Annotated in this window: 16 protein-coding genes and 1 CRISPR repeat array; of the genes, 6 read left to right on the forward strand and 10 right to left on the reverse strand. The window is 50.7% G+C overall.

The window, feature by feature from the left end; all coding sequences use genetic code 11:
* Nucleotides 1-41: 41 nt before the first annotated feature.
* From CKV68_RS06700 to cas6e, 6 genes are all read right to left on the reverse strand, one after another.
* Nucleotides 42-428, reverse strand: coding sequence for a transcriptional regulator (locus CKV68_RS06700; RefSeq protein ID WP_095075856.1), 387 nt, complete (start codon nucleotides 426-428; stop codon nucleotides 42-44).
* A gap of 36 nt (nucleotides 429-464) precedes the next feature.
* Nucleotides 465-962 carry a helix-turn-helix domain-containing protein gene (locus CKV68_RS06705; protein ID WP_095075857.1) on the reverse strand — a complete coding sequence of 166 codons (498 nt, stop codon included), beginning with the start codon at nucleotides 960-962 and terminating at the stop codon, nucleotides 465-467.
* A 297-nt stretch (nucleotides 963-1,259) separates the two neighbouring features.
* A CRISPR array of direct repeats spans nucleotides 1,260-2,203; the repeat unit is 29 nt; unit sequence GGAACTACCTCCGCATACGCGGAGAAAAG.
* Between the two features lie 18 nt (nucleotides 2,204-2,221).
* Nucleotides 2,222-2,593 (reverse strand): type I-E CRISPR-associated endoribonuclease Cas2e, encoded by a 372-nt coding sequence (cas2e, locus tag CKV68_RS06710; protein ID WP_095075858.1) that lies wholly within the window; start codon nucleotides 2,591-2,593, stop codon nucleotides 2,222-2,224.
* Nucleotides 2,594-3,547, reverse strand: coding sequence for a type I-E CRISPR-associated endonuclease Cas1e (gene cas1e / locus CKV68_RS06715; RefSeq protein ID WP_095075859.1), 954 nt, complete (start codon nucleotides 3,545-3,547; stop codon nucleotides 2,594-2,596).
* Nucleotides 3,544-6,237 carry a CRISPR-associated helicase/endonuclease Cas3 gene (locus CKV68_RS06720; RefSeq protein WP_095075860.1) on the reverse strand — a complete coding sequence of 898 codons (2,694 nt, stop codon included), beginning with the start codon at nucleotides 6,235-6,237 and terminating at the stop codon, nucleotides 3,544-3,546. The genes cas1e and CKV68_RS06720 overlap by 4 nt, the downstream gene beginning before the upstream one ends.
* 20 nt (nucleotides 6,238-6,257) lie before the next feature.
* Complete coding sequence (gene cas6e / locus CKV68_RS06725) at nucleotides 6,258-6,968, reverse strand: type I-E CRISPR-associated protein Cas6/Cse3/CasE (protein ID WP_029975040.1); 711 nt, start codon at nucleotides 6,966-6,968, stop codon at nucleotides 6,258-6,260.
* 269 nt (nucleotides 6,969-7,237) lie between these two features.
* Here cas6e and CKV68_RS06730 point away from each other — a divergent pair, with 269 nt between their 5' ends.
* The 4 genes from CKV68_RS06730 to cas5e are packed head-to-tail and all read left to right on the forward strand — an operon-like array spanning nucleotide 7,238 to nucleotide 11,158.
* Nucleotides 7,238-8,797 (forward strand): type I-E CRISPR-associated protein Cse1/CasA, encoded by a 1,560-nt coding sequence (locus CKV68_RS06730; RefSeq protein WP_231910419.1) that lies wholly within the window; start codon nucleotides 7,238-7,240, stop codon nucleotides 8,795-8,797.
* Nucleotides 8,794-9,387 (forward strand): type I-E CRISPR-associated protein Cse2/CasB, encoded by a 594-nt coding sequence (locus CKV68_RS06735; RefSeq protein WP_095075862.1) that lies wholly within the window; start codon nucleotides 8,794-8,796, stop codon nucleotides 9,385-9,387. The genes CKV68_RS06730 and CKV68_RS06735 overlap by 4 nt, the downstream gene beginning before the upstream one ends.
* Nucleotides 9,387-10,454: a type I-E CRISPR-associated protein Cas7/Cse4/CasC gene (cas7e, locus tag CKV68_RS06740; protein WP_013910445.1), complete on the forward strand. Its 1,068-nt coding sequence runs from the start codon at nucleotides 9,387-9,389 to the stop codon at nucleotides 10,452-10,454. Before CKV68_RS06735 ends, cas7e begins: the two co-directional genes overlap by 1 nt.
* An 11-nt stretch (nucleotides 10,455-10,465) precedes the next feature.
* Complete coding sequence (gene cas5e, locus CKV68_RS06745) at nucleotides 10,466-11,158, forward strand: type I-E CRISPR-associated protein Cas5/CasD (protein WP_095075863.1); 693 nt, start codon at nucleotides 10,466-10,468, stop codon at nucleotides 11,156-11,158.
* A 76-nt stretch (nucleotides 11,159-11,234) separates the two neighbouring features.
* Here the strand turns inward: cas5e and CKV68_RS06750 are convergent, their stop codons facing one another.
* Nucleotides 11,235-12,269 (reverse strand): IS1/IS1595 family N-terminal zinc-binding domain-containing protein, encoded by a 1,035-nt coding sequence (locus tag CKV68_RS06750; protein ID WP_095075864.1) that lies wholly within the window; start codon nucleotides 12,267-12,269, stop codon nucleotides 11,235-11,237.
* 414 nt (nucleotides 12,270-12,683) lie between these two features.
* On the opposite strand from CKV68_RS06750, the gene pld reads away from it, so the two are divergent.
* Nucleotides 12,684-13,607 carry a phospholipase D Pld gene (gene pld / locus CKV68_RS06755; RefSeq protein WP_095075865.1) on the forward strand — a complete coding sequence of 308 codons (924 nt, stop codon included), beginning with the start codon at nucleotides 12,684-12,686 and terminating at the stop codon, nucleotides 13,605-13,607.
* Between the two features lie 59 nt (nucleotides 13,608-13,666).
* Here pld and CKV68_RS06760 read toward each other — a convergent pair whose 3' ends face one another.
* The 3 genes from CKV68_RS06760 to CKV68_RS06770 are packed head-to-tail and all read right to left on the reverse strand — an operon-like array spanning nucleotide 13,667 to nucleotide 16,565.
* On the reverse strand, nucleotides 13,667-14,503 hold the full coding sequence (locus CKV68_RS06760) for an ABC transporter ATP-binding protein (protein ID WP_095075866.1): 837 nt from the start codon (nucleotides 14,501-14,503) through the stop codon (nucleotides 13,667-13,669).
* Nucleotides 14,504-14,511: 8 nt separating this feature from the next.
* Nucleotides 14,512-15,498, reverse strand: a complete 987-nt coding sequence (locus CKV68_RS06765) for a FecCD family ABC transporter permease (RefSeq protein ID WP_095075867.1) — start codon at nucleotides 15,496-15,498, stop codon at nucleotides 14,512-14,514.
* Nucleotides 15,498-16,565: an iron chelate uptake ABC transporter family permease subunit gene (locus CKV68_RS06770; protein WP_014525100.1), complete on the reverse strand. Its 1,068-nt coding sequence runs from the start codon at nucleotides 16,563-16,565 to the stop codon at nucleotides 15,498-15,500. The genes CKV68_RS06765 and CKV68_RS06770 overlap by 1 nt, the downstream gene beginning before the upstream one ends.
* Nucleotides 16,566-16,611: 46 nt before the next feature.
* On the opposite strand from CKV68_RS06770, the gene CKV68_RS06775 reads away from it, so the two are divergent.
* A complete protein-coding gene (locus CKV68_RS06775; protein ID WP_095075868.1) occupies nucleotides 16,612-17,664 on the forward strand; it encodes an ABC transporter substrate-binding protein in 1,053 nt (350 codons plus the stop codon).
* Nucleotides 17,665-17,812: the final 148 nt, after the last annotated feature.

A 17,812-nucleotide genomic window follows, 5' to 3' on the forward strand; every position in this document is an offset into this window, starting at 1 on the left:
TCTTCTCTCAAGGGGTTAGCTTTTCGACGCACACTCGCCGGTTACGTTGTAGCGAGTTTTTGTGCCCTTTGGAAGCTGACCCCCAGCAATGTGCCGATGTCCCTATAAGATAAGCCTTTTTTGGATAGTTCTGCGGCGGCTTGTCGCATGAGCTGGGAGGCTTCCTCTTGGGCTTGTTTTGCCGCTTGATTAGCCTGTACCGCTTGGTTGGCTATATCCGCTATGGATTCTCCTTCACGGAATTCGATGTTCACGATGTCTTTGTAAGGGTCATCGGTAAGCTCTGGGAAAAGCTCCAATGCATCGCGGACCATATCTGGAATTTGATCCAGGCGCCGGGTTTGGGTGAGTAAGCCTGGATCTTCTTTAAGCTGGATTACCCACCAGCCCTCCCCTCGTTCCGTGAGGGCTGTAAAAGTGTTGGTCATTTTTATTTCTATCTACTTGTAAAATGTAGTTGTTTTTTACTGCTTCTCTGGAAACTTTTTAGGCAGTTGCCAAATGCGCGCACCTCTTTTCGTGATTCGCACACTGGGCTTCATCTTGATGATGAGGTTCCCGTCTTCTGGAGACCTCGGTACGTACATAAACCCGCCTGTATTCGACAAACCTTTTACAGGTGGGTAGGACTCGTTGTAGTCGATAACTTGATTGAATCGAACAAGTTTTCGATACATGCTAAGTAGTTTAACACAGCTCGAACCGCGCAAACCTTCTTGTCCCCGTTCCATATAACGGGCGTGAATCCTCAAACCTGAAAGTATTGTGTTATTAAAATGCTTGTCAGGGACATTTGCCCACGGTAAATCATCTTTAATGTACTCTTGTTCAGAGGCCTGATGCCCTCCCCTCTTAGCGAGAGTAAAGATGTATTGACGAGTAACCCCATATTCCCTAGCAATCTGGGATTGGGTCATACCTTTACCCATTAGATGCATAACTTCTTCAGGTGTAATAACCATTATTCGTCTCCATTGTTGACATGTGAACAATAACTACCTTTTATTTATGTAGATGGTGATGGTGAATACAAATAAGGTGTTTGCGATAGACGTTACATATAAAAAATATATTTCTTAACTATGGTGAATTTCCTGCTCAATATCTATAAATTTGTCAGTGGCTAATATTTGTAAGGTCAGTTTTTTTGGGGGGTATTGATGACCATTCTGGTAACTCAGGAATGGTAAGCAGATTGTTAGAGATGGACTGTCTTTGTGCATGGTTTGAAAACTAAAAGTAATTGAGATAATAAAATTGGAACTACCTCCGCATACGCGGAGAAAAGATGGGGCCGGTTCCCTCCACCGTGACTGATTCGGAACTACCTCCGCATACGCGGAGAAAAGCGTGGAATCCCACAACCGCTGAAGGTGCAGGTGGAACTACCTCCGCATACGCGGAGAAAAGTGCTGAGTCAAAGCTTCAAACGTCACAACACCGGAACTACCTCCGCATACGCGGAGAAAAGCGTGTCTGGCGCACCGATGGTGACGATGAGGCGGAACTACCTCCGCATACGCGGAGAAAAGATCTAGAAACACTGATTGACCAGCTAATTACCGGAACTACCTCCGCATACGCGGAGAAAAGTCGGGGCTGAAGGTCCCCACGCGGGGGCCGAGGGAACTACCTCCGCATACGCGGAGAAAAGTGGTGGACGGGGGCTACTGGCCAGACGATGATGGAACTACCTCCGCATACGCGGAGAAAAGCTCATCGGTATATCCCCACTCGTATTCGTCGAGGAACTACCTCCGCATACGCGGAGAAAAGGATCATCACCAACATGACCGACAGCGGCGACTGGAACTACCTCCGCATACGCGGAGAAAAGAAGCTCATAAACGGTACGATCAGCGTATTCACGGAACTACCTCCGCATACGCGGAGAAAAGCGGCCATAGCCTCGCGCCATTCCTCCACCGGTGGAACTACCTCCGCATACGCGGAGAAAAGACTTTGCGCAGGATCAGCTGGACGGCAGTGCCGGAACTACCTCCGCATACGCGGAGAAAAGAATATCTTTGTGATTCGCCGGCGACAACGGCAGGAACTACCTCCGCATACGCGGAGAAAAGACGTGTGGGGCGAAAAGAATCATCAGCTGGTGGGAACTACCTCCGCATACGCGGAGAAAAGGAGCAATTCCGCGCGGGCCTTAGCCCCTGAGCGGAACTACCTCCGCATACGCGGAGAAAAGACTAAATAACCTGCGCGTTTACTCACTCTCCGGGCAAAAATCCTCCAAAACTTCGTCTGGAATAATTGCATCGGCTTCATCCAAGGGGTCAGCAAAACGCACGTCTTCTATTAGACCACGAGCAGAGAGGAAAAGGCCATCAAAATCAACGACGGGGCGCCGTTGTTTTCCTGTTGTGCGGATTCTGAACCCTTGCTCAGCATCATATTGTGGGTGAATCAGAGTAAGAGATCCTGCTAGGTCTACGGATTGGCATTTTTCCCAAAGGTTTTCCATGACGGTTCTGGATAGAACTCCTACATAAAGACCTGCGTCTACTTCGGAAAGGAAGCGACTGAGGTAGCCGTTGAGGTGGTTCGGAAGGTTATGCCCTTGGATGACCGCAAACATTTATTTACCACCATATTGTGTGTGCCCTGGGACTTCGTGGTTTCTTCCGCCGATGAGGCGGTCGTCGGTACGCTCGGGGAGATGTGGAGTGAGGATCTCCATCATAATGTGGATCATGTTTTTGAGGCGGTCCTGATTCACGATTTCGCTTCGCACGAGTCTTCTAAACTCGGAACCATCGTCGTCGTTATTAGCGCATTTGAAAGCAGCGGGGATTGTGAGTGTTGGTTTATAGAGGTCGGCGAGGTCAAAGAGGAGGGATCGGATATCTCCGCGGTGAATGATCCCTAGAGCTGGGTTAATTCCTAGCGCTGCGCATGCCGAGGCGGCACATCCGTAAAGGATGGAATTTCCCAGGTTAAGGTTGGTGTTCACAGGATCAGTGGCGTTAGTATCGCGCTTAAAATTTTTGATCTTATGTTGAGCACTGAGCCTTTTGTATAGGTTTCTGATGGTCCGGCCTTCAATGCCACGCATAACTGCGATGGAGTCTGCTTCTATTTCTTCTATGCCTAGTTGTCGTTTGTATAGGATTCGGGCAGCTGTCCGTTGTTTGGCTTCATTTGATGCAAGACGTGCTTGCGCGATGGCCCATCGTGCAGAGGACGTAAGTGGGGTGGACAAACTATATGCTTGAACACCACCGCCACCAGTAAATAAGACGGAGACACCTGCTCGCGCACAGGAGGTAGCGGCAGGCTGACTTATGCTAGTTCCTGGACCCAACATGAGCACCGCAAGCCCTCCTACAGGAAGTTGGATCCGAGCTTTGATCGGGAGATCTTTCAACTCGGCAGGGGCTTTTTCGTCGCCACGGCTTACAGCGATAACCCCTGTTCTGTCTTGTCTGATTAGGCAGTATTCGAGATACAGAAAAGATACTCTGTCTTCGAGCCTGATTTGTTCAGAAGCTGGGATAGTGGAAAAGGCGAGGGCTTCATTGGAATAACTCACTTTTGTGGGCCTTTCAAACCGCTCTGGAGGTCATATTCGTCAGGCTGGATATGTACGGCTGAATAGCCGGAGAGCAGGGTTTTTGCCTCTGATAGCGGGATCTCCCTGCTGGTGATCGGGAGAAATTTCTTTGATTGGGGTATCGAGATAGACGCACGGAGTGCCCTACGGAGAGACTCTCTATCTTCAGCTGGAATTGCTATAAGCTTTTCGACGCTATCTGTCCACGCGCCAGGAATCGTCCCCGTAGGATCGCAAAGAATCGCCGAGATGCTCGAACAATCGATGAGTCGAGTAGCGCTTTCTTCCAGATCGTTTGCAGAAGTGATCTGAAGAAAATCCTCTACTACGCAATCAGAGGCTAAAACCTGTCGTGGTTTCCCATGCTTTGCAAAATCAATACGTGACGTACCTGCTTGGCGCTGTTTGGTGACCCAAGAGGCAACCTCGTTGAGATAATCATCGGCGAGAGTTTCGCGTTCTTCAGCAGAGCCACAATCTTCCGGTAATGACACTTTTTGGAAGAGTTCTTGCAACCCAGGCGTAGTCGCATCAATGAAATCCTGAATATCAGCAGGGAACTCAATCCGGTCTCTTTGTTTGAGCCATGATTCCACCCTGTACAACTGCGAGCGTAGATAGGGGAGAGTCTGTCCTGTACTAGGTGAATCCACTACTGCAATGGTGAGCTTTTTCCCCACCATCCCTGGGACACGTACCTCCCTTTGTGGATCGAGACGTCGCCACAATCTTCCTGCGCGTTGAATAAGAGAGGGAGCCGGGCATAGCTCGGTTCGGAGCAGATCGAGGTCAATATCAAGAGATGCCTCGATTGCTTGTGTACCAATAACAAGGGTGGCGGTTGCTGTTCCTTTTTTGCCGATTGCTTGTTCTAACTTTGTTGCTGCTTCTTTGCGATGCCCCGCGGTCATACGAGAATGCAAGACAATCGGTGACTCATGGGCTAGAGCTTCTGCAATGGATTGCGCGCGACCAACCGTATTGCAGATAATGCCAATCCGTGCTTGTGGAAAAAGTTTCCTCTGCTTGATAGCCCACTGCACGTGAGAATCCACAATCTCATTGTGTGCAATTTTGTCTATGTGGATTGGGATGGTGAAAGCCTCAATGGGGATGTTTTCCTGGCTGGTTTCTGTGTTCTTACTAGGTGTCGACCAGCCTTCTAGAGAAGGAAAGACTCCCTTAAAGTGTGGTTCTTTTCCGGTGTAAGAGAGATGGAATTTTTCTCTTTGCCATGCAGGCATTGTTGCGGTGAGGAGGGTGACCGGAGTATCGGTAGCAGACCACCATTCTAAAAGACCAGACATAAGTTCTGACTGATACTGATCCATCGTATGAACTTCATCGACCACCACATGGGCGTTGGCGAGGGCTAATAAACGGAGGTGGTTAAACTTTGACGGAAGGGCGCCCATCAATGCTTGGTCGATGGTTCCAACGCAGACAGGGGCTAGGAGCCGAGGTGTGCCAGCGGAGCGCACAAACTCTGTGGGGTAGAGTCCGCCGTTATCTTTGTAATTAGCGTCGTCTGAAGAACCTTGTACTGGGACGATGGGATGGGCATAAAAATCTTCGGTGACGGCGAGTCCGTGAGCAAGCGAAGCGACGTTAGGCGTGCCGTCGAAAATTTTCCCAATACGCTCCATGATCGCGTTGGTTGTGGCTTGCGTGGGGAGGAAGAATAACAGCCTTTCTTTACGTTTAACATGGCGCAATAAGGCGGTTTCCGTTTTTCCTGCTCCCGTAGTCTCCATGACGTTGAAGAGACCATCACCGGCGTTGAGTGCTGCTTTCTGTGTAAAGCGTGGTTCATAATCGCCAAGAACTGCGCGTATTCCAGCTGCTTCTGATTCCCAAGGGTGATATGTTCCCACCGTGTTTTCTATGATCTCGCGACAGAATGCCTTTCTGTTAGCGATCCACTTTTCCGGTTGGTGGAAAAATAGCTCTTCCTTTTGTAGCGCTTGCAGACCATCAGATGCCATCTCTGATTGCGATGCGATTCGGTCCGCCAAAACTACTAAGCCACTGATCAGAATCGCAGAAGCTGGGCTAATGTGCTTAATCTCGGGCTGTTTTTCCAGTCCGACAGCTTGGAGCAAGGAAGACACCAAGAGCTCATGCGTTGGGCTCCAGCCGTTGTCGTCGAAGATATCCTCTATATCTTCTAAGTCATCCTCATCGCTGAGGAACCCCGGAGCTGAAAAATTGCCGTGGTGTCCGATAATGGCAAGCTGGGGCCATACATCTTTGACTTGTAAGAACTTAGTGATTTCCCAGCCCAGAATGGAAAGCGTTATGTTCTCATGCCGACGTTTTTCTTTAGTTTCTTCAAAAAGAGCAGAGGTACCGTTGCTGAGAGGAAAACCTGCTTTTTGAATAGCGTCGCGCAGCGTTATCCATTCCTCTTTTTTATTTCTTCTTTGGGCCTGAAAGTAGGGATTAGCTTTTCCTAGATCATGGATTCCTGCCACAAAACCAAGGATTTTTTCCGCATCGGGCCCGAGTTCTGTAGAAAGTCGGTCCCGTAGTCCTTTCCGCAGCCAATGATTGAAAAGGCACGTGGCTGCGGTAGCGGTATCCAGAAGGTGTGCGAGAAGCGGATAAGGCTCCGACACATTATCAAACTTAGCCCACAAGACATGGTGGTTGGCGACTGCGTTGGTCATTGTTTGCTCTGATCGCTTTTCTATATCGGACGGAAAGTGAGCATCCCACAGCCATAAGACTTTGCACGACCTATGCCGTGAATGAGTATCTTTTGCAGTTCCGCCGGATCTTTTACATGGGCGAATCCATCAATCGTGTCCACCTGAACTGTTCTGTTACTAGTCTTCTCGCCGTTCCGGTTTGCCCCTAAGACCTGCCGGCCATGGCGAACGATGTCGATATTTTCTAAAGCGGGAGAGAGCTTTTCTTTCACCCACTGTCCGGCTGCCGTTTCAGTTGGGTCTGAGTCGAGTGCCTTTAATGACAAACACGTGGTTTTTATTTTTCTCTTTGTGTTTTCTGTGGCGTCGATGGTTTTGCGCCGTACTGCGTTAATGGAGAGTCTGAACTCTATGGGAGTTCCGGCTTCTGGAGACACCAGGTCAACCTGGCGAATTTTAATATGGTTATCAAGATTGCGATTAGAAGGTTCAATTGACGACTGCACGAAAAAATATGGCTCTTGTCCTGGGAGAATCTCCAACCGGAAGAGGATATTGGAATCAGTTCGAGCGTTGTCCGATTGATGTTTCGGGAAAAGTGCCATGACCGCTCTGTGTCGGAAGACTGGGTCGTCTACGTCCCAGCGAGGCTTGTTTTTTGAATCTTGTGCAGCGGAATCGCCCAAAACGAGTGATTTGTTGAGGGCGATATGTGCTGGGAAATGCGTCCAATAAATAGTGTTTGGCATGGTAGACCTCTTTCTGTATAGCATCGATGAGGGAAGAAGCGCCTTGGCCAATGATTCCTCGCGTTCTGCGGGGGTAGTTCCTGTTATATTTTCGGGTTTGGCTTTTCCTCGCGTTTTGCGGGGGTAGGGTGCTTCTTCTCTCTTGTTTCAACTTTATCAGACTGTTAAATTTTAGGTATCAAGTTTTAAGAAATTAAAGTTGAAGGAAGGGGACCATGAAAAGCAATGTTTTTAAAGACTTTCCATTCGTAAAAACTAATAAGGGACCCATGACTGTAGAAGAGTTTTTTCATTCCAGTCATGAAGAATCTCTCCATTTAGATCTTTCCATTCCTGGATATGAATATGGGGCGATTTGGCGATTACTTGCCTCACTCACTGCGGTGATAGTGCAACGCGATCCTTCACTTCTAGAGGAGGTGGAAAGTGGCTCTGAACTGAGTCTTGATCCAGAATTTATATCTCAAATACTTGATGATTTAGGATCAAAAATAAGTTTGACTGAGGGGAAAAATCTTTTTTTCCAACGCCCTCTTTTGGAGGGGGAAAACCCGAAGGATACCGCTCGGTATGTGGGACCGGGGAAAGATCCTGCTTGGAAATTATCGCCAACTGCCCCCAGTGAAAAATCCCAGATTTATTGGAACTTAGAGAAATTAAAGCCCGAATCCCTGGAAGCTGTAGACGCGATTGTTGCGTTGATGGTTTTCTCCATGTATTCGTTTACCGGAAACTCGAAATACGATGGCGCAAAGTGTCTCAACGGATCACCAGGTATCAGGTTCCTTGGCGGTGGAAACACGGCCACGGAATTCATCATTGAATCTAAAACGCCACTGCTATCTTTACTGAAGTCCATTCCACTGGAATGGTGCGAACCAGGCGGATTGCCTGCTTGGCTAGATCGAACAGGCGCTGAATCTCGAAAACCCAATGGGGAAATGCATCCTTTATGGCGTGCAACGTGGAGTTCTAATACTGCAGCATGTTGTTGGGACGGAGAAACTCTAATCGGGGTGGGCATAGGCGGAATTCCTCCAGAATGGTATGCCCTTGAGATGGGAAGCAAGCCCGAGGCTAGGAAAGAATGGTGGGATCAAAGAAATACCGAGGATCCTTTCTACTTCTATCAACCTGATAAGGGCGGAGCTTTAAAAGCAAAGCGCCTTGATTTAAGCCGTGACCTCACAGAACTAGCTGTGGAGTGGGTTGCAGAAGACTTGTCCACCGCATTAGATGAGAGAGTGCGCGGTCGCGCATTAAGAGTCGATTTTAAAAAAGAAGACTCATTATTGTTTATCAGGCACCAGATAGGTGGCAATGCTTCCTCTGCGATGATCCGTGAGTCGGTGGTTTCTCAAGCTCGAAAGCAGCAGTGGGTCTTTGACCCCACCGGAGCTCTGCAGAAACAAGTGCGGGGCAAAGCAGACTTTATGCTCTCACTGAGAAATATCGTGTTGAGTCCGTTTAGACGAGAGAACAAGAGCGACCGCGATAGAGGGCGAAGAGTATTAGATAATCTGGCCAGCGAGCGGCCAAAGATGAACGAGACTTTTTGGCGGGAAATCGCACCGATATACGAGGAATTCATCCTCTATTTCACAGAACAAGTGTCTGGAGATGAGACAAGGAAAGAAGTTCGCGCTCAAGCGAAAAAGACTCTCAAGGAATTGGAAAAAGACGCCGTTAGGACTGCTCAAAAAGCATTCGATATGGTCCTTGAACCCTATCTGCTACAGAATCCCAGCCAGGCCTATGAAGTGCGTCGACGCATCCATTCTTATTTGGCAAGCACGATTGCAGAGGCAAATGAAGGTGATCAGAAGTGACAACTAATAGACCTAAGCAACCATGGACGCCTTTGGTGGCCGAGTTTGCACAGAGAAAGAAGGATAAGGAGTTTCGAGCCAAGCGATCGGCACTTCGTGCCGGATCTGGAATCTATACGGAGTTCCGTGCTTACTCGTATGTTCTGCCGTTTCTAGGGGAAAAAGCCTCAGAAGCGCAAAGGACCGCTTTGCTGCGTTGCATGGCAGCGTTGGCTGAGTATCCGGATATTGTTTCCAGCGGTGAAAAAGCTACAGCTTCATCGGTAAGTCAATGGGTGAACCGTGTTGCCTTTGACGGTAAACAAGGGCAGTCAGAACCCGACTCTATGGTGGCGTCTCGAATCAAATACCTGCATACGCAGGATCTGGAAGAAGCAATTTCTTCTTTGCGTCGCATTATGGCATTTGCCGATAGAAAAAACATGGCTATCAAGTTGAATCCCTACCAATTTGTCGAGCTTTTCTGGTACTGGGGAAATGGGTTTACAGACGCGTCGACAAAGCATCGGCTCAGCGTCTTGCGCGATTTTTACAGCACCAAGCAAAAAGAAAACACTGATCCACAAAGCTCTTCCGAAGGAGAAAAGTAATGTCTCGTCATCTCACTATTCATGTTGTTGCTTCTGTTCCTTACTCCAACCTCAACCGTGACGATTCTGGTACACCGAAGAATGTTCGTCGAGGCGGAGTGACATGTGCACTATTAAGCTCCCAGTCCATTAAAAAGGGAATTCGCACTAAGTACGAGGATGCGTCTTTGGACACCTCGGTGCGTTCAGGTCGTATCGCGGACGATGTGCTTGAAAGGGCGAAAGTACTTGCTCCGGAGGCAGACACTAAAGCGCTAGAAAAAGCAGTGAAGAAGATCATTGGTACCTTGACAAAGGTTGCCGAGGCTAATGAATCTGAAGGTGAATCGGATCGTTCGATTTGGCTCAGCGCTGAGGAACTAGAAGCCGCCGCTGTGAGCGTGGTTGAACAAGCAGAGAAGAAAGACTTTATCGAGGACGGCCGGACAGGTTCGCTGGCTATCGCTGCCTTTGGCCGCATGTTCGCGGCTGCTCCGCAGAAGGGGACCGAGGCTGCTCTGAGCGTTTCACCTGCGGTAACTACCCACGGCGTGACGATTGCTACGGATTATTTCTCTACGGTCGATGATATTCGTGAACGAAACCGCGATACGGGAGCAACCTATCTTGGCGTGTCACAGTACACCACCGGTGTTTTCTATCGGACAGTGACAATTGATAAAGAACAATTGCGCGAAAGCTGGACTGGTTTGGATCGCGAAGACGCAAAAGAAAACCTTGCTGCGTTAGTAAACGCGATCATTTACGGACTTCCGCGCGGAAAACAACACTCAACGGCGCCTTTTGTCCAACCTGCTCTGATCTTGGCGGAAGAACAATCCTATCGCTGTGCTTATGATTTTGAGTCACCGGTACAAGCGGATACTCGTGAAGGCGGCTACCTCAAGCCGACCTTGGAAGAGCTGAAACGCCAGTATGACTCTGCCAGGGCTTTCGACGCAGATAACTTTGGGGAAACCCAGGTAGTTTCCGGAACCTACCCTGAGGTATCTGAATTCTTTGCTGGTGCTAAGTATGCTGACAAGAATGGTTTTATCGACGAAGTTGTTGCCTGGATTCAGCGTTAACTGGTGATCGTATGACAACTACCTCGGTATATCTACGATTAGCTGGACCGTTGCAGTCATGGGCAGGGCCCGCTGTAACGGGAAACTTTGTACGAACGGGGCCGATCCCCACGCATTCTGCATTAGTTGGTCTCATCGCGGGTGCTTGTGGCTATCGACGTGACGAGTGGCCCGATTGGCTTAATCGTCTTAACTTTCGGGTTCGTGTGGATCATCCTGGAAAGTTCGTGGATGATTTTCAAACGGTGTCAGCCCATGAAGAGGAGATGCTGTTCCGTGAGCGTCTGATCTTGGCGACGGGAAAACGACCCAGCGCTAAGACAACTCGTTTAACTCCTGATGGGCGCGGAATGACAAGTATTATCCAGCGGACCTACCTGGCAGAAGCTGAATTTATCGTTGAAGTCGCATCGGATACGCATGGTGAGCTACTGCGTGATGCGTTACGCGCGCCGAAGTTCAGCACCTATTTAGGACGTAAGGCTTTCGCGCCGGCGTTCCCGTTCTATTTAGGAGCTACTACGGACGTCGATGTGCTTCATCGCATCCCTGCGTGCGATCTTTCTGGCGCTAAACGCGATACTGCGCGTGTTCAGATCCATCACTGCAGCGCTGAGCTGCACACCTCGGCGGAGCATATTAACGTACCTGCGGTGCAAGAGCGCTCGGATTGGTTAGAAAAGACCAAAGTGCTGTTTGCATAAGGTTCCTAAGACGTGGTCTCTCACACTTCTGTGAAGAGGCCACGTCTCTGTATGTGCTGACAGGGCGAAATATCGATCATTCCCAGTGGTCGTGTTTGATAATGCGCTCGGGTATAAAAGGAGACTCAGTTTTACTATTCAGATACCACTCCACCATGCGTCGGGCATGTTCGTGGTTGATGCCGCGATGGGTGTGGAAGAGTTTTTTAATGTCCGCGCTGAGGTCGTCTCCCAGAAGCGAAGTTTGGCAGGGCAAAGCTGTATCACTGAGAGGAATAGCGGGTGCTGTGAACTGAAAGAAGAGCTCTTCTTTTTTGATCAAAGTCCTATACATTAAGCGGATCGACCGCAATTCTTTATATGTCCACTGCCAGCCACAACTGTTTTCATTGTGATTAGTGTTGGGAGAATCGGTGCGATGTTTCAGCAGTTCTTTCCAGGTAGTTTCCCACGTGTTATAGCGATCAAGCCACAGTTGTGCCTGCTCGGAGGTGTAAACGTAACTAAGGGAATCAGTCAGGTTTTTGATCTCTATCGCAGGCTGTGTATGAGATGTGTGTGAAATCTTCTGATTAACGCTTTCTTTGATACTGGATAAGCACCGGCGCATTGGTATCCCCGGCCATAGAGATTGAATCGCCTGAGCCGTGGATTCATCTCCACTGATAACCGCAGCACTTGGTCGCGGAAAATAGGTATATACCTGCACACAAGTGGTTTTATCGTCTTTGCTTACCCACTGCCATCCCAGTACATGAGTGCTGTTATAGGCCACGACGAGACACCATGACTGAAAAAACGTGCCTTCATTCATCACTAAAATGCACGCTTTGTCTTCCATATACGGCTGTGGAACGGGAACTTGCCAGCACCACGACATTAAACGGCGTTGGGTTCGTGAAACATCGCTTTTATCACGTGGTTTGCCCCCTAAGATCCACGATATAAACGCTTTCATCTGTCTTTGATGCAGCGTTCCGGACCGCGTTGCTGTCGACGACGCTCCGCATCCTGTACATCGGTACCGGGTTTTCCCTGCGGATGTCTTGCCGTTCTTTTTGACATCACTGCCGCATATATCGCAGTGATGTCCATATGGATGTGAGGCCATAATTTATAATTAGCAGCTTTAAATCTGCTACACATAGCCTAAAAACGGCAATATTGGACACACTTTTTGGCCTTTAAGGCTACATCTTTGGTCAGTTTGACCCATTTTTACGCGTTTCTTGTCTGCGCATAGTGCCTGATTGATAGCACTAACCTTTTGTCGCGCGTCCTGACTTCTGTTAGTAGAAGTCCATTCTCTCCCACTTTCTGTCAATTTACTAAAAATTATATGAGCCATAGTTACAGGCAATAACCATTGATTTTATTTTGGCTTAAGTTTCACAATGGGGGTATGGAGCAAGTTGTTCATACTGGTCAGAGAATATTTTTGAACATCTCTCCGTGAAAAATCTATCCGCAAACGATGGTGCGATGTCCTCTTGGTTGTCACGCACCGAATGTAGAGGGATGAACGATGAAGAAAAAAGTTGTTTTATTCTTATCTATAATTATGGGAATCTTACTTCCTGTAGGAAATGCGGTAGCAACGCCTGTTTCACATGACGCAGCTTCCACAGGAAACCGACCCGTTTATGCGATTGCTCACCGGGTCCTCACTACCCAAGGCGTAGACGATGCAGTCGCAATTGGCGCGAATGCACTCGAAATTGACTTCACGGCATGGCGTGGGGGCTGGTGGGCGGACCATGATGGTATCCCCACCAGCGCGGGAGCTACCGCAGAGGCAATTTTTAAACATATCGCCGAAAAGCGGAAGCAGGGAGCAAATATCACTTTTACCTGGCTCGATATTAAGAATCCTGACTACTGCACAGACCCTGATAGCGTGTGTTCCATTAACGCGCTGCGCGACTTAGCACGCAAATACCTGGAACCGGCAGGTGTTCGAGTGCTGTATGGGTTCTATAAGACGGTTGGTGGACCAGGGTGGAAGACAATCACTTCTGACCTGCGCGATAAAGAGGCGGTAGCGCTCAGTGGTCCGACGCGCGACGTGCTGAATGATTTTGCAAAAGCGGGAGATAAGATCCTGACCAAACAAAAAATCGCCGACTATGGGTATTACGACATCAACCAAGGGTTTGGTAATTGCTACGGCGACGGAAACAAGACATGTGATCAACTGCGTAAATCCAGTGAAGCTCGCGACCAAGGACAACTCGGTAAAACTTTTGGGTGGACAATCACTACAGGTCAGGATGATCGCGTCAATGACCTCCTAGGGAAAGCCCACGTAGACGGAATGATCTTTGGTTTTAAAGTGACCCACTTCTATCGCCACGCAGACACTGAAAACTCTTTCAAGGCCATCAAGACGTGGGTAGATAAACACTCCGATACCCATCACTTGGCCACTGCCGCAGATAATCCGTGGTGAGTTTAGACACCACCAAGTCGGCATCGCATTCTAGGGTCTCCCGTAGCGTGAGGGAGGCCCTAGTCCTGCATCATTGCGACGTTTGGCGCTGGCAATTCGGTTGGGATGACGATGAGTTGGTCGTCGATAAGCGTGGTACGAACGGTGATGTTAAAGACCTCGGATATGAGCTCTGCGCTGATCACGTCTTTGGGGGATCCTGTGGCTACGACGCTTCCATTTTTCATAACAATCAGATGGTCGGCGTAGCGGACGGCTTGCTGGAGATCGTGGAGTACCGCGACGACAGTGCGATTGAGCTGGGTTGTCAGGGAACGCGCTAGCTCAAGGAGCTGGTACTGGTGGGCGATGTCTAGGAAGGTGGTGGGTTCGTCGAGAAGCACGGTGGGGGTGTTCTGGGCGAGAACCATGGCAAGCCACACGCGCTGGCGCTGACCGCCAGATAAATCAGTGACGCGCTTGTGCGTGAGTTCTTTCACGCTGGCGGCACTGAGCGCGGCATCGACGGCCCGAGTGTCTTCCTTGGTCCACTGATGCAACCAATTGTGGTGGGGGAATCGCCCGCGGCGGACGAGCTCTTCTACGGTGATGTCGGCGGGGGTGATGGTGCTCTGGGGGAGAAGCGCGAGTTGCTTGGCTATCTCCTTGGTGTGCAGGTGGGTGAGGTCGTGCCCGTGGAGATACATAGAGCCGGTATCCGGGGCGAGAATGCGGGCGCAGCTTTTAAGCAATGTTGATTTTCCGCATCCGTTAGGGCCGATGATTGCCGTGAACTTTCCGGCGGGGATATCGACGCTCAGGTCGGTGCTCACCACGTGCTTATCCCAGCTGAGGGTGACATTTTCTGTGCGAAGCGCGGAGCTAGCGGCTGTGGAGGAGCTGTTGGGTGTATGCATGGGAATCCTTAGGCGCGTCGAGAAGCTGAGGCGATGAGCGTGAGTAGATAAATGCCGCCGATAACCACGGTGACTAGTCCCACGGGAAGTTGAACGGGGGAGAATGCCCGCTGGGCGATGATGTCTGCAACAAGGAGCAACGTCGCTCCGGTGAGTGCAGAGACTAATAAAGGAGTGCGGGGGCTGGCAGTAATGCGTTGTGCGATATGTGGAGCGGCCAGCGCGATAAAAGAAATAGGCCCGGCGATGGCGGTTGTGATCGCGACGAGGAGGACTCCGACGACCAACAACACGAGCTTGCTGCGGTTGACCGGCAGCCCCAGTGCCGTGGCGGTATCGTCGCCGAGATTGAGGATGTCAATGCGCGATCCTAGGAGTAGGGCAAGCGCCACGATAACGGCCAGCGCTATGACAGCAGGGGTGGCTGCGGACCAACGGATTCCGTTGAGAGTTCCGGAGCCCCAACTGGCGGCGGACATTGCGGTGTTGAGGTCGCCACGGGTGATAAGCCAGCGGTTGAACGCCGAGAGCATTGCAGAAATGCCAAGGCCGACCAGGATGATGCGGAGGCCGTCGATACGCACGCGGACGGAGAACGCCATGACCGCGAGGGCCGTGGCTAAGCCGCCGACGAGAGCGCCGAAAGCGACGGAAGCGAAACCGGTCATGCCCGCCATCATGGTGAGAATGACCCCGGTATAGGCGCCGGTATTAAAGCCAATAATGTCGGGAGAACCCAGCGGGTTTCGGGTTAAAGCCTGGAAGAGTGATCCTGCGATGCCTAAAGCGGCGCCGACAAGGAGGGCTGTGACGATTCGCGGGGCTCGCCAAGAAAAGACGATGGTATGAGCAAGGCCAGATTCATTGCCTTGGAAAACAGACCAGACTTTGGCGGTGGTGATGCCCGCGCCAGGCAGAGAAACAGCCACTGCTGCAGAGAGAACCAGCAGCAACGCCAGAATGAGCACGGTATAGAGGGAACGGCGGTGGATCATCACATTTCCCCCTTCCTGCTTTGGGCATATGCAATGAGGAACGGTGCACCAATAAAGGACACAACCACTCCCGCGGGAAACTCACCGGGAACGATCAGGCGACCAACAATATCCGCTACAACAAGAACAAGCGGCCCGAGAAGAAGGGACGTGGTGAGCACCCGGGGGAGGTCTGGTCCCACGATCCATCGCGCAACGTGGGGAACCATAAGTCCAAGGAAGATAATGACTCCGGCTGCGGCAGTAGCGCTGGCCGCGAGGATGACTACAGCGATAAAGGAAATAAAACGGATGCGCGCGGTGGATGCGCCGATGGATGTAGCCATGGCGTCGCCCAAAGCCAGCGCATTAAGCCCATGAGCGCACGTGATCGTGAGAACAACGCCGCACGCAAGACCAGCGCCAGCGATGCCTAGAGGCGTAAGCGTGCCGACGTCCACGCTTCCCACCATCCAGCTCTTTAACCGGTCAAAGGCCTGGGGGTTAACCAGAGAGAGTCCCTCGCCGATTCCGGAAAGAATCGCACTCAGGGCCACACCGGCTAGAACCAACCGGACCGGGTCTGCCGTTGCTGAGCGATGAGTGCCCACCGAGTACACCACCGCCGCGGCGGCACACGCTCCCGCGAGAGCTAGCGCTAAGAACACCCACGAGGAAGACGCGCCAAACAGAGCGATGCCTACCACGATGGCAAAAGCAGCACCCGAGTTAATGCCCAATGCTCCGGTGTCTGCCAGTGGATTGCGTGTGAGTGCTTGCGAGAGCGTTCCAGCCAGGCCAAGAGACATGCCGGCGACAATAGCAAGGAGGGTGCGGGGGATTCTCCTATCCCACACAATCGTGGAAGACACATTAGTGGGATCCGGGTGGAGGATGGCGTTGATGATCTCGGGGAGAGGGATAAGCCTCGCGCCGACCATGACGCTTACGACGCTTACCGCTACGAGTAATACTGCAAGTAGCACTACTACGGCGATTAACGGTCGGCGCGTTCGTTGTGTGTTGCGTGGATGCTTCACAAAGAAACTGCGGTGCGGGTTAGAACTGGATGTGGCGGTCGAAACCATTGTTCTATGTTAACTACAACAATTAGTTTAGGCTAAACTGCTCATTGTGAAAGATACTCAATCTCTGAACCTATGGAGCCGTCGCATCGCTGTGATGCTGGCTCTTCTTGTCTCTATTTCCTTCGTTTTTGCACTGGCAGCCTGCTCGTCTGAGGAAAAACAATCCAAGGACAGTGGGCAAGGCAGCTCTGATGTGGCCACTGGTGGCGCACATTTTTCCACGGCTGACGCGGAAACGGCAAAGCTTGGTAGCGACGCAGCCCCAGGTGAGTTCCCCCGCACCGTTAAGCACGCGTTGGGCGAGACCGAGATCAAGGAACAACCCAAACGCGTGGTCGTTCTAGACACTGGTGAGCTAGATAGCGTTCTTTCCTTGGGAATCACTCCTGTGGGAATGGTGACCACGAAGGGCGCAAACCCCGTCCCAAGCTATCTTGCGGACAAAGTAAAAGACGTGAAGAGCGTGGGAACGATCAATGAGATCAACGTAGAAGAGATCGCTGCTTTGCAGCCTGATCTGATCGTGGGCAGCAAGCTGCGCGCAGAGAAAATCTACTCCCAGCTTTCCGAGGTTGCACCGACAGTCTTCTCTATCCGTCCTGGCTTCCCATGGAAAGAAAACTTCCTCCTCGTCGGCGAAGCTCTAGGCAAAGAAAAAGAAGCAGAAGCAAAGCTGAACGAGTACGCCACAAAGGTTGAGGGCATCAAGAACTCCGTGCCAGCGGATACTACGGTCTCCCTTGTTCGTTTCATGCCTAAGCGCATCCGCCTCTACGCCAACAAGTCTCTTATCGGCGTGATTCTCAAAGACGCAGGACTTGCCCGTCCAGAGAACCAGAACGTTGACGAGCTAGCTACTGAAATTTCCCCTGAGACCATTGACCAGGCAGAAGGCAGCGTGATCTTCTACAGCAGCTACGGCAAGACTGATGCGACTGGTCAAGACGCCATCGTTAACGGTGCTGCGTGGAAGAACCTCAGCGCAGTAAAGAACGGCCAGGCACACGAGGTCAACGATGACGTATGGTTCCTAGGCCTTGGGCCCACTGGTGCTATGCAGATCGTGGAAGATCTCAAAGAGCTGCTTCCCAAGAAGTAGAATTTCTGGGTACTAATACCTGATCAATGAGAGCCACAGAGAAAAACTCTGTGGCTCTTCTCTTTTTCACCCATTATTGTGCCGCCGATTCAACGAGGTGTGAAAGAGGGCCGTGAAAAAGAGAAAAGGCATATCGCGTAATCGGTCA

It is taken from the genome of Corynebacterium ulcerans (assembly GCF_900187135.1).
GTDB classification, from domain to species: Bacteria; Actinomycetota; Actinomycetes; order Mycobacteriales; family Mycobacteriaceae; genus Corynebacterium; species Corynebacterium ulcerans.